This is a genomic window from Bradyrhizobium sp. WCU1 (genome assembly GCF_053474805.1).
In genome coordinates, this window is record NZ_CM130280.1 from 1,823,894 (window position 1) to 1,840,915 (window position 17,022).

At 66.1% G+C, this 17,022-nt stretch carries 15 protein-coding genes; 8 read left to right on the forward strand and 7 right to left on the reverse strand.

Annotated elements, in window-relative coordinates:
* Positions 1 to 7 precede the first annotated feature (7 nt).
* Positions 8 to 649 (reverse strand): DUF1285 domain-containing protein, encoded by a 642-nt coding sequence (locus ACTUWL_RS08280; RefSeq protein ID WP_021076016.1) that lies wholly within the window; start codon positions 647 to 649, stop codon positions 8 to 10.
* A gap of 252 nt (positions 650 to 901) precedes the next feature.
* Between ACTUWL_RS08280 and ACTUWL_RS08285 the strand changes: the two genes are divergently transcribed.
* The 6 genes from ACTUWL_RS08285 (at position 902) to ACTUWL_RS08310 (ending at position 10,786) form a co-directional block, all read left to right on the forward strand.
* Positions 902 to 1,906, forward strand: coding sequence for an AAA family ATPase (locus tag ACTUWL_RS08285; RefSeq protein ID WP_021076015.1), 1,005 nt, complete (start codon positions 902 to 904; stop codon positions 1,904 to 1,906).
* On the forward strand, positions 1,906 to 2,847 hold the full coding sequence (locus ACTUWL_RS08290) for a DUF58 domain-containing protein (RefSeq protein ID WP_021076014.1): 942 nt from the start codon (positions 1,906 to 1,908) through the stop codon (positions 2,845 to 2,847). The genes ACTUWL_RS08285 and ACTUWL_RS08290 overlap by 1 nt, the downstream gene beginning before the upstream one ends.
* Positions 2,847 to 5,657 (forward strand): DUF4159 domain-containing protein, encoded by a 2,811-nt coding sequence (locus tag ACTUWL_RS08295; protein ID WP_448214136.1) that lies wholly within the window; start codon positions 2,847 to 2,849, stop codon positions 5,655 to 5,657. Before ACTUWL_RS08290 ends, ACTUWL_RS08295 begins: the two co-directional genes overlap by 1 nt.
* Position 5,658: 1 nt before the next feature.
* Positions 5,659 to 7,722: a peptide chain release factor 3 gene (locus ACTUWL_RS08300; protein WP_021076012.1), complete on the forward strand. Its 2,064-nt coding sequence runs from the start codon at positions 5,659 to 5,661 to the stop codon at positions 7,720 to 7,722.
* A 171-nt stretch (positions 7,723 to 7,893) separates the two neighbouring features.
* A complete protein-coding gene (locus ACTUWL_RS08305; RefSeq protein ID WP_021076011.1) occupies positions 7,894 to 8,316 on the forward strand; it encodes a DUF2946 family protein in 423 nt (140 codons plus the stop codon).
* A 109-nt stretch (positions 8,317 to 8,425) separates the two neighbouring features.
* Positions 8,426 to 10,786 (forward strand): TonB-dependent receptor domain-containing protein, encoded by a 2,361-nt coding sequence (locus tag ACTUWL_RS08310; RefSeq protein WP_021076010.1) that lies wholly within the window; start codon positions 8,426 to 8,428, stop codon positions 10,784 to 10,786.
* A gap of 58 nt (positions 10,787 to 10,844) precedes the next feature.
* Here the strand turns inward: ACTUWL_RS08310 and ACTUWL_RS08315 are convergent, their stop codons facing one another.
* The 3 genes from ACTUWL_RS08315 to ACTUWL_RS08325 form a co-directional block, all read right to left on the reverse strand.
* Complete coding sequence (locus ACTUWL_RS08315) at positions 10,845 to 11,162, reverse strand: EthD family reductase (protein WP_448213537.1); 318 nt, start codon at positions 11,160 to 11,162, stop codon at positions 10,845 to 10,847.
* Between the two features lie 114 nt (positions 11,163 to 11,276).
* Positions 11,277 to 11,789, reverse strand: coding sequence for a GNAT family N-acetyltransferase (locus ACTUWL_RS08320; RefSeq protein WP_021076008.1), 513 nt, complete (start codon positions 11,787 to 11,789; stop codon positions 11,277 to 11,279).
* Positions 11,790 to 11,828: 39 nt separating this feature from the next.
* Complete coding sequence (locus ACTUWL_RS08325; protein ID WP_021076007.1) at positions 11,829 to 12,317, reverse strand: NUDIX domain-containing protein; 489 nt, start codon at positions 12,315 to 12,317, stop codon at positions 11,829 to 11,831.
* Between the two features lie 147 nt (positions 12,318 to 12,464).
* On the opposite strand from ACTUWL_RS08325, the gene ACTUWL_RS08330 reads away from it, so the two are divergent.
* A complete protein-coding gene (locus ACTUWL_RS08330) occupies positions 12,465 to 13,352 on the forward strand; it encodes a metallophosphoesterase family protein (RefSeq protein ID WP_021076006.1) in 888 nt (295 codons plus the stop codon).
* A 97-nt stretch (positions 13,353 to 13,449) separates the two neighbouring features.
* On the opposite strand, the gene ACTUWL_RS08335 is transcribed toward ACTUWL_RS08330, so the two are convergent.
* The 3 genes from ACTUWL_RS08335 to ACTUWL_RS08345 all read right to left on the reverse strand — a co-directional run bounded on the left by ACTUWL_RS08335 (position 13,450) and on the right by ACTUWL_RS08345 (position 15,319).
* Positions 13,450 to 14,220, reverse strand: coding sequence for a glycine-rich domain-containing protein (locus ACTUWL_RS08335; RefSeq protein WP_021076005.1), 771 nt, complete (start codon positions 14,218 to 14,220; stop codon positions 13,450 to 13,452).
* A 100-nt stretch (positions 14,221 to 14,320) separates the two neighbouring features.
* Entirely contained in the window at positions 14,321 to 14,896 is a 576-nt protein-coding gene (locus ACTUWL_RS08340) for a hypothetical protein (protein WP_021076004.1), read from the reverse strand.
* 213 nt (positions 14,897 to 15,109) lie between these two features.
* The gene (locus ACTUWL_RS08345) at positions 15,110 to 15,319 is read right to left on the reverse strand and encodes a DUF4170 domain-containing protein (protein ID WP_016839740.1); all 210 of its coding nucleotides are present in this window, start codon (positions 15,317 to 15,319) and stop codon (positions 15,110 to 15,112) included.
* A 242-nt stretch (positions 15,320 to 15,561) separates the two neighbouring features.
* Here ACTUWL_RS08345 and ACTUWL_RS08350 point away from each other — a divergent pair, with 242 nt between their 5' ends.
* Positions 15,562 to 17,004: a helix-turn-helix domain-containing protein gene (locus tag ACTUWL_RS08350; protein WP_021076003.1), complete on the forward strand. Its 1,443-nt coding sequence runs from the start codon at positions 15,562 to 15,564 to the stop codon at positions 17,002 to 17,004.
* The last annotated feature ends 18 nt before the right edge of the window (positions 17,005 to 17,022 follow it).

Genomic DNA, 17,022 nt, shown 5'->3' on the forward strand with positions numbered 1-17,022 from the left:
GGCTCGTTCAAAGTGCGCCCCTCACCTGACTGGCATCGGCCATCGCGAAAAACTCGCCGCCGGACTCGATGCCGAACATCTCCTGACCATCGACCATCCGCTCCTCGCCCATGTCAACCAGATCGTAGTAGAGCGCGCGGGTGACCTTCGCCCACAGGTCGGCGCGGACGTGCAGATAGGGCGTCAATCCGCCATCCTCGGCAGCTTCGAATCTGAGGCCGTGGCCTTTCTCGCAATCGACCCAGTCATCGACATTGGTCCGGAACCTGAGCAACCGGCCGCGCGCGTCTTGCTCGGTCTGCATTTCCACCGCGAGGAACGGTGCGTCGTCGACGCGGATGCCGACCTTCTCCACCGGCGTCACGAGAAAGTGCTTGCCGTCCTCGCGTTTCAGAATCGTGGAGAACAGCCGCACCAGCGCGGGACGCCCGATCGGCGTTCCCATGTAGAACCAGGTGCCGTCAGGCGCGATTCGCATGTCGAGATCGCCGCAGAACGGCGGATTCCACAGATGAACCGGCGGCAGGCCCTTGCGTCCGGCCGGCCCCGATGTCGCAGCTCGGTTGGCAGCAGTGGTGAGGCCTTCGAGGCCCTTGCCTCCGATGCCCGTAGTTTCACTGCCGGAATCGCCCTGCCCTTGCTTCGCCATTGTTTGCCTTAAAGTTTCCTACCCTCAATCTGGCACATTTGGTGCACGTATCCTGAGATGTGGTCGGGATGTCATTCTCGCCACATCGTGATGCCGTTCATACCCTGAAATGCCGATAAGGTGGGGATAGTTTAATTCAACGAATACATGGCCTTCGCATAGGTTTAGCATGCGGGCCAAGCGATGACGACCAAGAGATGACGACAGATGCCGGCGCGGCAATGCGCGCATCGCCGAGAAGGAGCGGATCGGATGGCTGGTGCAGATAGCGTCGAGAAACTGGAGGACGTGATCGTCCGTTCGGCCGAGCAGGTCGCAGGCCAGATCAAGGCCGCCAAGGAAGCGGTATCCACGGTCATTTTCGGCCAGGACCAGGTGATCGAGAACACGCTGGTGACGATCTTGTCCGGCGGCCACGCGCTCCTGATCGGCGTGCCCGGCCTCGCCAAGACCAAGCTGGTCGAGACGCTCGGCGTCACGCTCGGGCTCGACGCCAAGCGCATCCAGTTCACGCCCGACCTGATGCCGTCGGACATCCTCGGCGCCGAGGTGCTCGACGAGAGCTCCACCGGCAAGCGTTCGTTCCGCTTCATCTCCGGCCCGGTGTTCGCGCAGCTCTTGATGGCCGACGAGATCAACCGCGCTAGCCCGCGCACCCAGTCGGCGCTGCTGCAAGCCATGCAGGAGCAGCACATCACCATTGCCGGCGCGCGGCATGATCTGCCGAAGCCGTTCCACGTACTCGCGACGCAGAACCCGCTCGAGCAGGAAGGCACCTATCCGCTGCCCGAAGCGCAGCTCGACCGCTTCCTGATGGAAATCGACGTCGACTATCCCGATCGCGACGCCGAGCGGCGCATCCTGTTCGAAACCACCGGCGCCGAAGAGGCGCATGCCAAGCCGTCGATGGATGCGGAGACGCTGCTCACGGCACAACGACTGGTGCGGCGCCTGCCGGTCGGCGATTCCGTCGTCGAAGCGATCCTGACGCTGGTGCGCGCCGCGCGCCCCGGCACCGAGGGCGGCGAGGCCGGCAAGCTGATCGCGTGGGGACCCGGTCCCCGCGCCAGCCAGGCGTTGATGCTGGCGGTTCGCGCCCGCGCGCTGCTCGACGGCAGGCTCGCGCCGTCGATCGACGACGTGCTCGATCTCGCCGAGCCCGTGCTCAAGCACCGCATGGCGCTGACCTTCTCGGCGCGCGCCGAGGGCCGCACCATTCCGGACGTGATCAAGCAATTGAAGACGCGGATCGGTTGATGGCGGCTGACAACAGGCACCAGAACGAGGAGATCCTGGCGGTCCGACGTGCAGATGGCGAAAGCCGATCGCTCGCCGCGTCGCTGCCGCGCCTGGTGCTTGAGGCCCGCCGTGTTGCGGCCAACGTCATCCATGGCCTGCACGGCCGCCGCCGCGCCGGCTCGGGCGAGAATTTCTGGCAATACCGCCGCTTCGTCTCCGGCGAGCCGTCGCAGCGCGTCGATTGGCGCCGCTCGGCACGCGACGACCATCTCTATGTGCGCGAGCAGGAATGGGAGGCCGCGCACACTGTGTGGATCTGGGCTGACCGGTCGCCCTCGATGGCGTTTGCCTCACGCGATGCGCGCGACAGCAAGCTGGAGCGCGGACTGATCGTCGCCTTCGCACTGGCCGAGTTGCTCGTGGCCGGCGGAGAGCGCGTCGGCATTCCCGGCCTGATGACCCCGACCGCAAGCCTCAACGTGATCGACAAGATGGCGGAAGCGATCTTGCACGACGAGACGACGCGCGCGAGCCTGCCGCCGTCCTTCGTGCCGTCGTCGCTGGCCGAAGTCGTCGTGCTGTCGGATTTCTGGTCGCCGATAGCTGAGATCACGACGATGCTTGCCGGGCTTTCCTCCTCCGGCGCGCACGGCACGCTGATCCAGGTCGTCGATCCCGCCGAAGAGACCTTCCCCTATTCCGGCCGTGTCGAATTCGTCGAGCCCGAGGCCGGCAGTGTCATCACCGCGGGCCGGGCCGAGAGCTGGGCGAGCGACTATGTCGCGCGCGTCGCGCTGCATCGCGAGCAGATCCGTGCCGAGACCGGCCGGCTCGACTGGCTGTTCTCGACCCACACCACCAGCCGCTCCGCGGCCGAGCTGCTGCTGTTCCTGCACGCCGGCATGATGGTGAGCAAGGGCGGCGGCCGCTCAACCGTCAAGGCGGGACGCAGCGCATGATCGCAGGCCTCCCCCTCTCCTTCGCCGAACCGCTGCTGCTGCTGGGGCTGGTCAGCCTGCCGGTGCTGTGGTGGCTGCTGCGCGTGATGCCGCCGCGGCCGCGCCGCGTCGAATTCCCGCCCACGCGGCTATTGTTCGACATCGCGCCGAAGGAAGAGACGCCGTCGCGCACGCCGTGGTGGCTGACCTTGCTGCGGCTCGCCGCGGCGGCACTGGTCATCCTCGCCGCCGCCAGGCCGATATGGAATCCGCAGACCGGCGTTGCCGCCGGCAAGCAGCCGCTGGTGATCCTGCTCGACGACGGCTGGAGCGCGGCCTCGAGCTGGGATGCGCGGATCAAGGCTGCCGACGAGCTCATCACCAATGCCGACAGCGACCGCCGCGGCGTTGCGCTGGTGCCGCTGTCCGAGCCTGCGCGCGACATCACGCTGATGCCGGCCGGCGCCGCACGCGTCGCGTTGCGCCAGCTTGCGCCGAAGCCCTACTCGATCGATCGCGTTGAAACCCTGGCGACGCTGGAACGTTTCCTCAAATCCACCGGCGACTGCGACATCGCCTGGCTGTCCGACGGCGTCGACACCGGCCGCGGCAGCGAGTTCACCGAAGGTCTCGGCAAGGTGATCGAGAACCGCAGTCTGACGATCTACGCCGGCGGCGCACAATCTGCGCAGGCACTGGTCGCAGCCGAGAACGCCGCCGCCAAGATGACGGTGAAGGTGCTGCGCACCGAGAGCGGCATTGCTGCGGGGACGGTGCGCGCGGTCGACGCCAAGGGTTCGCCGATCGGCGAGGCCCGCTACGCATTCGGCCCGCAGGAGCGCGAGACCGAAGCCGCCTTCGATCTTCCGGTCGAGTTGCGCAACGACATCGCGCGGCTCGAAATCGCCGGCGAGCACTCGGCCGGCGCCGTGCAGCTGCTCGACCGGCGCTGGCGCCGCCGCGCCATCGGCGTCGTGTCGGGCGCGAGCAGCGACACCGCGCAGCCGCTGCTGGCGTCGACCTTCTATCTCTCCCGCGCGCTGTCGCCATTCGCCGACGTCAGGCTCGGCGATCGCGGCGCGCCGCAGCAGGTGATCGGGCAGTTCCTCGATCAGCGGCTGCCGATGATCGTGATGGCCGATGTCGGCACGCTGTCGCCGGAAATCCGCGACCGGCTCAACGCCTGGATCGAGCAAGGCGGCGTGCTGGTGCGTTTCGCCGGGCCCCGGCTCGCGCAGGCCGATGACGACCTCGTTCCCGTCAAGCTGCGCCGCGGCGGACGCACGCTCGGCGGCAGCCTGACCTGGGAGAAGCCGCAACACATGGCCTCGTTCGCCGCCGATGGTCCGTTCGCGGGTCTCATTGTGCCGAAGGATATCACCGTCAACCGCCAGGTGCTGGCCGAGCCCGACGCCGTGCTCGCAACCAAGAGCTGGGCCTCGCTGGAGGACGGCACGCCGCTCGTCACCGGCGAGCATCGCGGCAAGGGCGTGGTCAGCCTGTTCCATGTCGGCGCCGATATGCGCTGGTCGGACCTGCCGATGTCCGGCACCTTCGTCGAGATGCTGCGCCGGCTGATCGATATGTCCGGCTACACCTCGAAGCCCGGACCGGGCGTTGCCAGCGATCCCAATGCCGAAACGGTTGCGCCGCTGCGCACGCTCGATGGTTTCGGCGCCTTCGGCCCGCCACCCTCGACCGCCAAGCCGATGTCGGCGGACTATCGCGACCGCGGCACCGCGGACCATCCGCCCGGCTTCTACGGCACCGTCGAGAGCCCGATCGCGGTCAACACGCTGGCCTCTGCCGACCGCATCGCGCCGCTCGACACCTCCGGCCTGCGCGCCAAGCATGCGACGTATACCAACGCCGAGCCGCGAGACCTGCGCGGCATCATGCTGTCGACCGCGCTGGCACTGTTCCTGCTCGATGCCATCGTGGTGGCGATGCTCGGCGGCGGCCTCGCCGCACTGATCCGGAGGCGCGCCGCGCCGGCGGTGCTTGCGCTCGCCTTCGTCCTTGCGACGATGATGGTGCCATCGCAGACGCGCGCGCAGAACAGCAGCAGCGACGACTTTGCGATCAAGGCCGTTTCGCAGACGCGGCTCGCCTATGTCGTGACCGGCAACGCCGACGTCGATTCCATCGTCAAGGCCGGGATGTCCGGACTGACGCTGTTCCTCGGCCAGCGCACCGCGCTGGAAGCCGGCGATCCCGTCGGCATCGATCCCGCGCGCGACGAGCTGGCGTTCTTCCCGCTGATCTACTGGCCGATCGTGCCGGGCGCGCCGAAGCCGCCGCAGGATGCCATCAACAAGATCGACGCCTACATGAAGCAGGGCGGCACTGTGATCTTCGACACCCGCGATGCCGTCGAGGCGCCGCCGGGCGACAACGGCGAGTCGCAGACGCCAGGCATGCAGACGCTGCGCGAATTGCTGTCGACCCTCGACGTGCCCGAGCTCGAGCCGGTGCCGCGCGAGCACGTGCTGACCAAGACGTTCTATCTGCTGCGCGACTTCCCCGGCCGCTTCAACACCGGACAGACCTGGGTCGAGGCGCTGCCGCGCGAAGACGACGAAGAAGCCGCGCAGCGGCCGGCGCGCGGCGGCGACGGCGTCTCACCGATCATCATCACCTCCAACGATCTCGCCGGCGCCTGGGCGATCCGTCCCGACGGCCAGCCGATGCTGCCGTTGACGCCGGGCGAGCCGCGCCAGCGCGAATTCGCCTTCCGCGCCGGCGTCAACATCGTGATGTACACGCTGACGGGTAACTACAAGGCCGACCAGGTGCATGCACCCGCCCTGATCGAGCGGCTGGGACAATAATATGAACTACGGTATCGCGTTCACACCGCTGGTTCCCTCGCTCGTGCTGTGGATCGCGCTCGGCGCGATCGTCGTCATCGCGGCACTGCTGCTGTTGTCGCGCGCCCGCGGCGCCGCGGTGCGTGTCGCCGCGCTGGCGCTGATCCTGCTGGCGCTGGCCAACCCGTCCTTCACCCGCGAGGACCGTGAGCCGCTCTCCTCGGTCGCGGCCGTGGTGATCGACAAGAGCCCGAGCCAGAATTTCGGCACGCGCAACCAGGAGACCGACAAGGCGCGGCAGGCGCTGATCGACAGCCTGAAGCAGATCAAGGGCCTCGAGGTCCGCGTCGTCGAGGCCGGCCAGGCCGACGGTGAAACCGACGGTACCAAATTGTTCGGCACGCTGACGTCGGCGCTGTCGGACGTTCCGGTCGAGCGCGTCGCCGGCGCGTTCATGATCACCGACGGCCGGGTGCACGATATTCCGGCCAACGCCCAGGCCCTCGGCTTCCAGGCGCCGGTGCACGCCCTCATCACCGGCCGCAAGGACGAGCGCGACCGCCGCATCGCGATCACGGCCGCACCGCGCTTCGGCATCGTCGGCCAGACCCAGACCATCACGTTCCGGCTCGACGACCAGGGCGTCACCGGCGAACGGGCCAAGGTCACGATCCGCCGCGACGGCGAGGTGATCAACGAGCGCACGCTGACCTCAGGCCAGACCTCGAGCGTCGACATCGACATCAAGCACGCCGGCCCCAACATCGTCGAGATCGAGGCCTCGCCGCTCGAGAACGAGCTGACCCCGGTCAACAACCGCGCCGTGGTCGCGATCGACGGCGTGCGCGACAAGCTGCGCGTGCTGCTGGTTTCCGGTGAGCCCCATGCGGGTGAGCGCACCTGGCGCAACCTGTTGAAGTCCGACCCAAGCGTCGATCTCGTGCACTTCACCATCCTGCGTCCGCCGGAGAAGCAGGACGGCACGCCGATCAACGAGCTGTCGCTGATCGCGTTTCCGACCCGTGAGCTGTTCCAGCAGAAGATCAACGAATTCCAGCTGATCATCTTCGATCGCTACGCCCGTCAGGGCGTACTGCCGATCGCCTATTTCGACAACATCGCGCGCTATGTCCGCTCCGGCGGCGCGGTGCTGGTGTCGGCCGGTCCCGATTACGCCTCGACCACCAGCATCTGGCGCACGCCACTGGATTCGGTGCTGCCGGCCGAACCGGTCGGCGTGACCGAGAAGCCGTTCTATGCGCATTTGAGCGACGCCGGGAAACGCCACCCGGTGACGCGCGGGCTGGAAGGCTCGAACGCCGAGCCGCCGCATTGGAGCCGGTTCTTCCGCACCGTCGACACCCGCAACGCGATCAACCCGCCGGTCATGACCGGCGCCGACGGCAAGCCGCTGCTGCTGCTGTCGCGGTTCGGCGAAGGCCGCGTCGCATTGCTGCTGTCCGACCAGATCTGGCTGTGGGCGCGCGGCTATGAAGGCGGCGGCCCGCATCTCGATCTGCTGCGGCGGGTGTCGCACTGGCTGATGAAGCAGCCCGACCTCGACGAAGAGGCGCTGCGGATGCAGGTGCAGGGCAAGGACCTGATGGTGGTGCGGCAGACCATGGCCGACACCGTAGCGCCGGTCACCGTGACGTCGCCGGGCGGCGCCACGCGCGAATTGACCTTGACGGCCGGCGATCCCGGCGAGTGGCGCACGACCTTGCCCGCGAGCGAGCTCGGCCTGTGGCAGGCCACCGACGGCACGCTGAAGGCGCTGATCAATGTCGGCCCGACCAACCCGAAGGAATTCTCGGAAGTCACCTCGACCACCGACATGCTGAAGCCGCTGGCGCAGGCGACCGGCGGCGACGCACGGCGCATCGTCGACGGATCGAGCCTCGACATGCCGCGCATCGTGCCGGTGCGCGCATCCTCGATCTTCCGCGGCGACGGCTGGCTCGGCGTCAAGATGCGCGACGCCAGCGTGGTCAAGGGCGTCGGCGTGCTGCCGATGTTCGCCGGCCTGGTCGGCCTGCTGCTGCTGCTCGGCGCGTTCGCGGCAACCTGGCTGCGCGAAGGACGCTGAGACCCGGCGCTTAGCGTCCCAACACGCTGCGTTGCTGCAATCACACACCAGCAACGGATCGACATGGTGGGTCTGAACCACCGTTGACATCGCGGTCGCCCTCCGATGTTATAATATAACATCAGGCAGCCGGGGAATGAGCGCTGTCCTGACGGGTGGGGCTCAATCGGCATGGACTGGTTCCGGAGACACATCAAGACTGGCTCGCGGCTGGCGCTGTTCGCGCTCGCCGTCCAGTTTGTGCTGTCGTTCGGGCACTTCCATCCGATCGCGACCGCGCAAGCCGCACCCGCGATCCAAAACGGTCTCACGCTAGCCGATCTCGCCTATATCGGGACCTCGGCTACGCCGGACCTCGCGGTCCAGGTCACCGGGACGCAGCCGCCCAGCGAACAGGACCGCGACCGGCATCCAGCCGACAATTGCGCGATCTGCGCCGTCGTCTCGCTCGCGGGCAGCATGCTGTTCACGGCCCCGCCGGTGCTGTTGCTGCCGGAAGCCGTCGAGCTACTGTTCCGCACCACCAATGCCGAATTCCTCCATCTGAAGTCGGCGCCCGCGGCCTTCCGCTCCCGCGCACCTCCTCTGTCCTGACATCGACTGATTGCTGCACGCCCTGAGCGGACGGCCGCGTCACAGTTGCGGCTTCCCGCAGGGCAAATCGGGATCGATCCGTCAGTTCGACGGGACCTGGATCAGGACAATGACATTTCAGAAGAAACGAGCCCTCCACATCGGAGGCGCGAGCTGGCTATTGCTTGGAGCAATGCATGTCGGCGCGCTGGCCGACGACACACCGACGCAACTCCCTGACGTTACCGTAACGGCGCCAAGCCCGATCCAGCGGCATCGGACTGTGCCGACGCGCACGCCGACCCGCGCTGTCCGGGCTGCACCGAGCCGCAACAGCGAACGCGTTGCGGCCGCGCAACCGGTACCCACGGCGCCGGCGCCGCAGCAGGGTGTGTTGCCCGTGGTCACCGACCAGTTCGCGACCGTCACCGTGGTGCCGAGCGAGGAACTGCGACGCTCCGGCGGCGCCACGCTTGGCGATCTCCTGTTTTCCAAACCCGGCATCACCGGCTCGAGCTTCGCGCCCGGCGCATCGAGCCGTCCCATCATCCGCGGCCTCGATGTCAATCGCGTCGGCATCGTCGAGAATGGTCTCGGCGGCGGCGGCGTCTCCGATCTCGGCGAAGATCATTTCGTGCCAATCGATCCGTTCTCGACCAATCAGGTCGAAGTGGTGCGCGGGCCTGCCGCCCTGCGCTACGGCTCGACCGCGATCGGCGGCGTGGTGAGCGCGTCCAATAACCGCATTCCCGACGCGATGCCGACCTGCGCGGCGGCACCGTTCCAGAGCTATGGGCTGCCGGTGAAGGCGCCGCTGGCCGACGCCGGCGGCCCGGGTTGCCTCAATGTCGAGACCCGCACGTCGGTCAGTTCGGTCAATCGCGGCGTCGAAGGCGGCATGCTGCTGGACGCCGGCGGCAACAATGTCGCCGTGCATGCCGACGTCTATGGCCGCACCACAAGCGACTACGGCATTCCGAGCTATCCATATCTGTTCGACCAAACCCGCCCTGTGAACGGCCGCCAGCCGAACTCCGCGACGCAGTCGGACGGCGCTTCGGTCGGCGCGTCGTATTTCTTCCAGGGCGGCTATATCGGCGCGTCGATCACCCAGAACGACTCGCTCTATCACATCCCCGGCATTGACGGCTCCGACCACAAGACCCGGATCGATGCGCACCAGACCAAGATCGCGGTCAAGGGTGAGTATCGGCCCGATGCTGCGGCGATCGACGCCGTGCGGTTCTGGGTCGGCGCGACCGACTATCGCCACAACGAGCTCGGCCTTGCCGACCCAACCAACCTGTCCAGCGACGGCGTGCGCCAGACCTTCACCAGCAAGGAGCAGGAGGCCCGCGTCGAGGTGCAGATGATGCCGTTCGATGCGCGCTTCGCCACCGTGACGACCGCGTTCGGCCTGCAGGGCGGGCATCAGGAGTTGACCGCGCCGAGCCCGGACGATCCGGGCGCGCTGTTCAACGGCCTGTGGAGCCCGAACAACAACAACCGCGTCGCGGGTTACGTCTTCAACGAGTTCAAGTTCACGGACCAGACCAAGGCGCAAATCGCAGGCCGCATCGAGCATGTCGAGCTGCACGGATCGACGCCGGATTTCCCGGCGGACTTCCTGCCCGACGGCGCGCCGCAGAGCTCGGTGTCGCGCAATCCGTCCTACACGCCGGTCAGCGGCAGCGTCGGGTTGATCCAGAACCTGCCCGGCGACCTCGTCGGCAGCATCACGGCGCAATATGTCGAGCGCGCGCCGAAGCCCGCGGAGCTGTTCTCGCGCGGCGCACATGATGCGACCGCGACCTTCGATATCGGCAATCCGAACCTGACGATCGAGACCGCGAAATCGGTCGAGATCGGCTTGCGCAAGGCGACCGGGCCGTTCCGGTTCGAGGCCACCGCCTACTACACGCGCTTCAGCAATTTCATCTATCGCCGTCTGACCGGGGTGATGTGCGGCGGCGATTTCGATTCCTGCGGCAATGGCGATCCCGGTAACGAAGGACGTCAGGCGGTGTATTCGCAGCGCGATGCAACCTTCCGCGGCGCCGAATTCCAGAGCCAGCTCGATATCGGCGCGTTCAATGGCGGCATCTGGGGCATCGAGAACCAGTTCGACGTGGTGCGCGCCACCTTCACCGACGGCAGCAACGTGCCGCGGATTCCGCCGGTGCGGCTCGGCGGCGGCGTCTACTGGCGCGACAGCAACTGGTTCACGCGCGTCAATCTGGTGCACGCGTTCGCGCAGAACGACATCGCAGTGATCGGCGAGACCCCGACCGCGGGCTACAATCTGCTGAACGCGGAGATCACCTACAACACCAAGCTCAATCAGTCATGGATCGGCGCGCGCGAGATGACGCTTGGTCTGGTCGGCAACAATCTGCTCAACCAGAACATCCGCAACTCAGTGTCCTACACCAAGGATGAGGTGCTGATGCCGGGCCTCGGCGTGCGGGCGTTCGCCAATCTGAAGTTCTGACACAACGGATCCCTCTGCCGCTTGCGGCAGGGGGATCACAATCTAACATCCGCGCCGTTCAATGCCCGACGACGACTTCGCTGATCTGAATCACCGGCTGCAGATCAGTATAGTTCGGGATGTCACCCATGATCTCCTGGGCGTGCTTGCCCATGGCGGCCCCGAAGGCTTCAACCGAGTCGCAGAAGATGTGGCACATGCCGACATAGGTTGCGGGAGTCCCCGGGGCGCCGCCGGCGAGGCCCTTGTCGACGGTGTAGTATTTGCAGGCGTCGCCCAGCCGCGCCTTCACCAGGGGCACGTGCTTGTCGCGATAATAGTCGTGATCAAAGCGTGCGCCTGGATTGTTCGGATACATCACACTGACCTTGATCATGGCGCGCACTCTCCCTGTTGATATGGCATGCGCCGGTCTTGTCCCGGCGCTTGCCTCAACTGTGCGTCAGATTGTCGGAGGGCGCAACCGTTCCCGCGATGGCTCGCGCTTATGTCAGATCGCCTTGCTCCAGTCCGGCTGGATCGGCCCGGACACGCCCTCGAACGCGCCGTCGACCAGTTCCAAGACAAGCAGGCGACTGTAGTCGACCGGGCCGGGCATCGTCATCCGTCCCTTCGCCACCGGCTTGAAGCCGACCCGCGCATAATACGGCTCGTCACCGACCAGCACGATCAGCCGGTGCCCCTTGGCGCGGGCGTCATTGATCGCGCGCTCGAGCAGCGCGTGGCCGACGCCGCGGCTGCGGAACGGCGGCTCGACCGTCAACGGCCCGAGCATCAGCGCCGGCGTCTCGCCGATGCAGACGGGAAGCTGGCGCACCGAGCCGACCAGCAAGGTGCCGATCCGCGCGGTGAAGGAGACATCGAGCAGATGATCGACATGCTCGCGCAGCCGGTAGGCGCTGAGCGCGAAGCGGCCGGGCCCGAAGGTGCGCTCGTGCAGGCGCTCGATCGCCTGGGCGTCTTTCGGGGTCTCGGGCAGGATGGTCAGAGAGAGTTCGGTCATTGTGGGGCGCGGGATAGCATCTGGCGGGGGCGCGGTCCATCACCGCCATGTCGCCGGCGGCGGCCTGCCCTCGAGCACCTCTGATATCCGCAGCCGCGTGCCGGGAGTGGTCTCCTCCGGCAGCGCGGCCGGATCGAAGAAGCCGCAGGCCACGATCTCGCGATTCGGCTCCGGCAGCCGGTCCTGCCGGTAGTTCCTGACGACGTAGACCGCGACATGATCGCGCGGCGAGACGTGGCTGTTGTGGAAGATGCCGTGCAGAACCGGCTCGCTCGTAAGCTCGATCCGGCCCTCCTCCTCCAATTCGCGCCGCAGCGACTCGATAAAACTTTCGCCGACCTCGACTCCGCCGCCGGGCAGATACCAGCCATGGACGTAGCTGTGCTTGACCAGGAACACCCTGTTGTCGGCGTCGAGCACCACCGCGCGGACCCCGAGCGTCATGCTGCGGGCCAACCGCCAGTAGAAATGGAACACCCACCTGATCTGCGGCTCGAAGCGCTTGCGTAAATCCTCAAGGATCGTCACTGAACCCTCGACATCATGGTGTTTGATCCGTGCTTTGATCCTTGCGCGCCTGCACAGCTCTTGCCAATACAGGGCAGGACGTTCGGGATAGCACGACATGACCGGCTACCGGCCAGTTTTCACCGACAATCCGGAGGGAATCGCGTGATGGCGGCGTTCCGCCTCGCACATCTGTCGGATCCGCATCTGCCGCCGCTGCCGGCGGCGCGGCTGCGCGATCTCGCCGGCAAGCGCGCCTTCGGCTATTTGAACTGGACGCGCAACCGTCACAAATATCACCGCCGCGACGTGCTCGACGCGCTGGTATCGGACATGCAGGCGCAGCAGCCGGACCATGTCGCCGTCACGGGCGACCTCGTCAACCTGGCGCTGGATGCCGAGTTCAATCCGGCGCGGCAATGGCTGGAGGGCGTCGGCGATCCCGCAGATGTGACGGTGGTCCCCGGCAATCACGACGCCTATGTGCGTGCCACCCGGCATCGCTTCGTCAGTCACTTCGGCGACTATCTGCGCGGCGACGCAGATGGCGCGGCGAGCCACTTTCCGTTCGTGCGCCGGCGCGGGCCGGTGGCGCTGATCGGCGTCTCCTCTGCGGTTCCGACACCGCCGCTGATGGCGACCGGCTGGCTCGGCCATGCCCAGCTCAACGCGCTGGATACGATCCTCGGGCAGCTGTCGCGGGAGGATGCCTTCCGCGTCCTTTTGGTGCATCACCCGCTGCACTCCGACGGGCGCGCCAAGCGGCTGACCGATTCGCATCAGTTGCTCGCGCTGCTCAAGCGGCACGGCGTCGAGCTGGTGCTGCACGGCCACGACCACATCCATTCCACGATGTGGTTCGACGGCCCCGAGCGGAAGATCCCGGCGATCGGCGTGCCGTCGGCATCGGCGCTGGCGCGCAAGCACTATCCGGCGGCGGCCTACAATCTGTTCTCGATCGAACGTGACGGCAATGCCTGGCGCTGCGAGCAGATCGTGCGCGGCCTCGGCGATCACGACGGCATCCGCGAGCTCAAGCAGGTGCGGCTCTCCTAAAGCATGGTCCGGAAAAGTGCGAAGCGGTTTTCCGAAAAGATCATGCTCAAACAAAGAGCTAAAGCGCGATGACGATTCAACCAAATATCATCGCGCTTTAGTCTCCTCCGCCGCCGCCGCAACCGCCACCACAGCCGCCCCCGCTGTCGCCGCCACCACCCCCGTCGCCGCCACCTCCGTCACCGCCGCCATGGCTGCCCCCGTCGCCGCCATGGCTTCCGTCGCTGCCGGCATCGCCAAAACCCGCTGACGATCCGTCGATCGAGGAGTCGGCAAAATCGCCGCCGCAATAGGGACTGCTGCCGGCAATGCCGCTGCGGCGCAGCGCCTCGCAGTCGGTGTGATAGATGAAGCCGTTCGCGATGTTGAGCTTGGCATCGAGCGCGAACAGCAAAGGCAGCCGTGTCGGCCTGACCGGATCGATGTTCTCGTATTTGCAGCAGTACCACCAGACCCGCCGCAGCCCCTCATTGCTGCGGCGCTGCTCCTTCACCAGCACGACGGCCGGCCTGTGATGCAGGAAGCCGCCGAAAGCGCGGCGGCAGAACGCGTCGTATTCGCGGGTGTAGAGGATGAATTCGTGCCAGAGGTCGTCGGCGGCCTGCGATGGCATCGAGACGTAGCGCCTGCCGCTCATCAGATAGGCGAGGAAGAACTGCCGCAGGCCGCGCGAGACCAGCGCGCTGTCCTTGCGGGTGAATCCGGGGTGATGCTTCTCGAGCCGGGCCAATAGCCCCGCCGGCCATTTGAAGGTGCGGATATATTCGGCGCGCCGCAGCGTCTGCCATTTGCCGAACAGCACGGCGCTGCCGACCACCGCGGCCGCCGCCAGGATGCCGAAGAATACCGAGGCGGGTGTTATGACCACGATGCCCCCGCCCCTTGCGTCAATTGCGCATGATCTCCGCGCAAACGCGTTCCGCGTTTGTCGCGAGGGAAGACCGTTTCACACCATTCCGGATCATGCTTTAGAGATTCTGCACGCTCGCAAGCAGCGCGAGACCGAACAATGCCAGCGCGCCCAGGATGAAGCCGAGCACGAACATGCCGATCCCGCCGCGGCGCTTCGGCGCCACCACCGATACAGGTGGCGGTGCCGGCGATTCGGCAACCGGTAGCGGCGTTGCCACCATCGCGTGCTCGCGCTCGATCATGCGCCGCGCTACATAATCGGTGACGGCATCGACGATCACCGCCACGTCGTGCGATTCGGCGAGCACAATGCGGCCGAACCGCGTGTCCTGCACGAAGCGGTAGATGCGCTTGTCGCGGCCCATCAGCACATGGGCGACGACGTCGATCCACAGCCGCGGCGTCTCGCCCTGGCTGATGCCGCGGTCGAACAGATCGACCTTCTCGGGCACCTGCGCGAACAGCGGATCGAGCGCGTCGTTGAGGATCTCCAGCCGCGCCACCTCGGCATCGCGCAACTCGACGACGACGCCGGTGCGATCGGCCGCCTCGATCCGCGCCCGCCGCAGCGCTTCTCGCAACGTCGGCCGCATTTCGCGCGCCTCGCTGCCGGTGTTCTGCGGATCGGACATGCCTTGCGGTCTCGTCGTGACGGGTTTGCTTACCGTTAACCTATCAGCAACCATGACGTCCGCAAAGGACGTTGGTTCCCAAGCACTTAGGCCGTCACTTATCCCCAGATCGAAAAAACCCAGGCGGTGTCCCAAAAGCGGTCGACCCCACCCGGATAAACCGGATGGGGCCGCCGTCCTTGGACGTTTTCTTAGCTCTGATAATTCTGGCGCTTAAGCCGAAACCCGCGACGGCTCCTCGACGATCGAGAAGCGAACGCCGGCCTTGTGGCGGCTCTCTTCCGAGACTTCCTTCCAGCACTCCTCGGCTTCCTTGCGGGTCTTGAACGGACCACGGACCTGGGCGGAGCCTTCGACGAGCTTGTGGAAGTTCATCGACCCGAACTCGCCGCCGATCACCCAGAAATTGCTGCCTTTGCTCATCGTCAGTCTCCTCTAAAAAATCCTGCTGCCTTGCCCAGCCGCCTGAAGTCTGATCCCCGCGACCTGCCCGTCGTACCGACATTCTTGACAGAGCATCGCGAAGCGCGTGTCAGGAGATAAACGCGAAAAGGCGAAGTTCGTATAGATGCCTTGTTTTCTATTGGTGATGTCATGTAACATATGAACTTGTAATAAATGTTGATTTGTAAAATCTGTCACAAAATTAGGTCAGGAAGACTGCCATGCCCGGCGAGTCCGGAAAGAAGCTGTTCGTCGGGCCTCGGTTCCGGCGGATCCGCCAGCAATTAGGGCTGTCGCAGACCCAGATCGCCGAGGGTCTCGGCATCTCGCCCTCCTACATCAACCTGATCGAGCGCAACCAGCGGCCGGTGACGGCGCAGATCCTGCTTCGTCTCGCCGAGACCTATGATCTCGATCTGCGCGACCTCGCCACCGCTGACGAGGACCGCTTCTTCGCGGAACTCAACGAGATCTTCTCCGATCCGTTGTTCCGCCAGATCGACCTGCCGAAGCAGGAGCTGCGCGACCTCGCCGAGCTCTGCCCGGGCGTGACCCACGCCTTGCAACGGCTCTACGCCGCCTATACCGAGGCACGCCGCGGCGAGACGCTGGTGGCGGCGCAGATGGCCGACCGCGAGGGCTCGCAGTTCGACGCCAACCCGATCGAGCGGGTGCGCGACCTGATCGAGGCCAACCGCAACTATTTTCCGGAGCTCGAGACCACGGCGGAGAATCTGCGCGACGAGCTCAACGTGCCGACCGAAGGCCTGTTCACGGCCCTCGCTGCGCGCCTGCGCGAAAAGCATTCGATCGTCTGCCGCGTGATGCCGGTCGATGTGATGCGCGAGACGCTGCGCCGCTTCGATCGCCACCGCCGGCAACTCCTGATCTCCGAACTGGTCGACAGTTCCGGCCGCAATTTCCAGCTCGCGCTGCAGATCGGCTTCGTCGAATGTGGCGCTGCGATCGATGCGATCGTCAGCCGCGCCGGCGCGCTCGACGACACCGCGCGCAGGCTCTATCGCATCACGCTCGCCAACTATTTCGCTGCCGCCGCGATGATGCCCTATCAGGCATTTCATTCCGCAGCCGAAGCCCTGAGCTACGATGTCCACGTACTGGCGCAGCGCTTCAACGCCGGCTTCGAACAGGTCTGCCACCGCCTCACCACGCTGCAACGGCCGAACGCGCGCGGCGTGCCGTTCTTCCTGCTGCGCGTCGACAATGCCGGCAACGTGTCGAAGCGGTTTTCCTCGGGCACCTTCCCGTTCTCCAAATTCGGCGGCACCTGCCCGCTGTGGAACGTGCACTCGACCTTCGACATGCCGGACCGCCTGCTCAGCCAGGTGATCGAACTGCCCGACGGCACGCGCTACTTCTCGATCGCGCAGACGGTGCGACGGCCGGTGGCGCCGTATCCGCAGCCGCAGCCGCGCTTTGCGATCGGGCTCGGCTGCGAAATCCGTCATGCGGCAAAGCTCGTCTATGCGACCGGCATGGATCTGGAAAAGATCGAGGGCACCCCGATCGGCGTCAACTGCCGGCTCTGCGAACGCGAGAATTGCAGCCAGCGCGCCGAACCGCCGATCACGCGCACCCTGATCCTGGATGAGACCACGCGGCGGGTGTCGTCGTTCGCATTCTCGAATGCGCGGGAGTTGTAGTCTCGCCTTCTTATCCTC

Bases quoted from the DNA above. Each gene is read 5' to 3' on its own strand.
- ACTUWL_RS08330 (WP_021076006.1), top strand. From the start codon at position 12,465: ATGGCGGCGTTCCGCCTCGCACATCTGTCGGATCCGCATCTGCCGCCG.
- ACTUWL_RS08310 (WP_021076010.1), top strand. From the start codon at position 8,426: ATGACATTTCAGAAGAAACGAGCCCTCCACATCGGAGGCGCGAGCTGG.
- ACTUWL_RS08345 (WP_016839740.1), bottom strand. From the start codon at position 15,319: ATGAGCAAAGGCAGCAATTTCTGGGTGATCGGCGGCGAGTTCGGGTCG.
- ACTUWL_RS08280 (WP_021076016.1), bottom strand. From the start codon at position 649: ATGGCGAAGCAAGGGCAGGGCGATTCCGGCAGTGAAACTACGGGCATC.
- ACTUWL_RS08305 (WP_021076011.1), top strand. From the start codon at position 7,894: ATGGACTGGTTCCGGAGACACATCAAGACTGGCTCGCGGCTGGCGCTG.
- ACTUWL_RS08290 (WP_021076014.1), top strand. From the start codon at position 1,906: ATGGCGGCTGACAACAGGCACCAGAACGAGGAGATCCTGGCGGTCCGA.
- ACTUWL_RS08300 (WP_021076012.1), top strand. From the start codon at position 5,659: ATGAACTACGGTATCGCGTTCACACCGCTGGTTCCCTCGCTCGTGCTG.
- ACTUWL_RS08320 (WP_021076008.1), bottom strand. From the start codon at position 11,789: ATGACCGAACTCTCTCTGACCATCCTGCCCGAGACCCCGAAAGACGCC.
- ACTUWL_RS08315 (WP_448213537.1), bottom strand. From the start codon at position 11,162: ATGATCAAGGTCAGTGTGATGTATCCGAACAATCCAGGCGCACGCTTT.
- ACTUWL_RS08285 (WP_021076015.1), top strand. From the start codon at position 902: ATGGCTGGTGCAGATAGCGTCGAGAAACTGGAGGACGTGATCGTCCGT.
- ACTUWL_RS08350 (WP_021076003.1), top strand. From the start codon at position 15,562: ATGCCCGGCGAGTCCGGAAAGAAGCTGTTCGTCGGGCCTCGGTTCCGG.
- ACTUWL_RS08340 (WP_021076004.1), bottom strand. From the start codon at position 14,896: ATGTCCGATCCGCAGAACACCGGCAGCGAGGCGCGCGAAATGCGGCCG.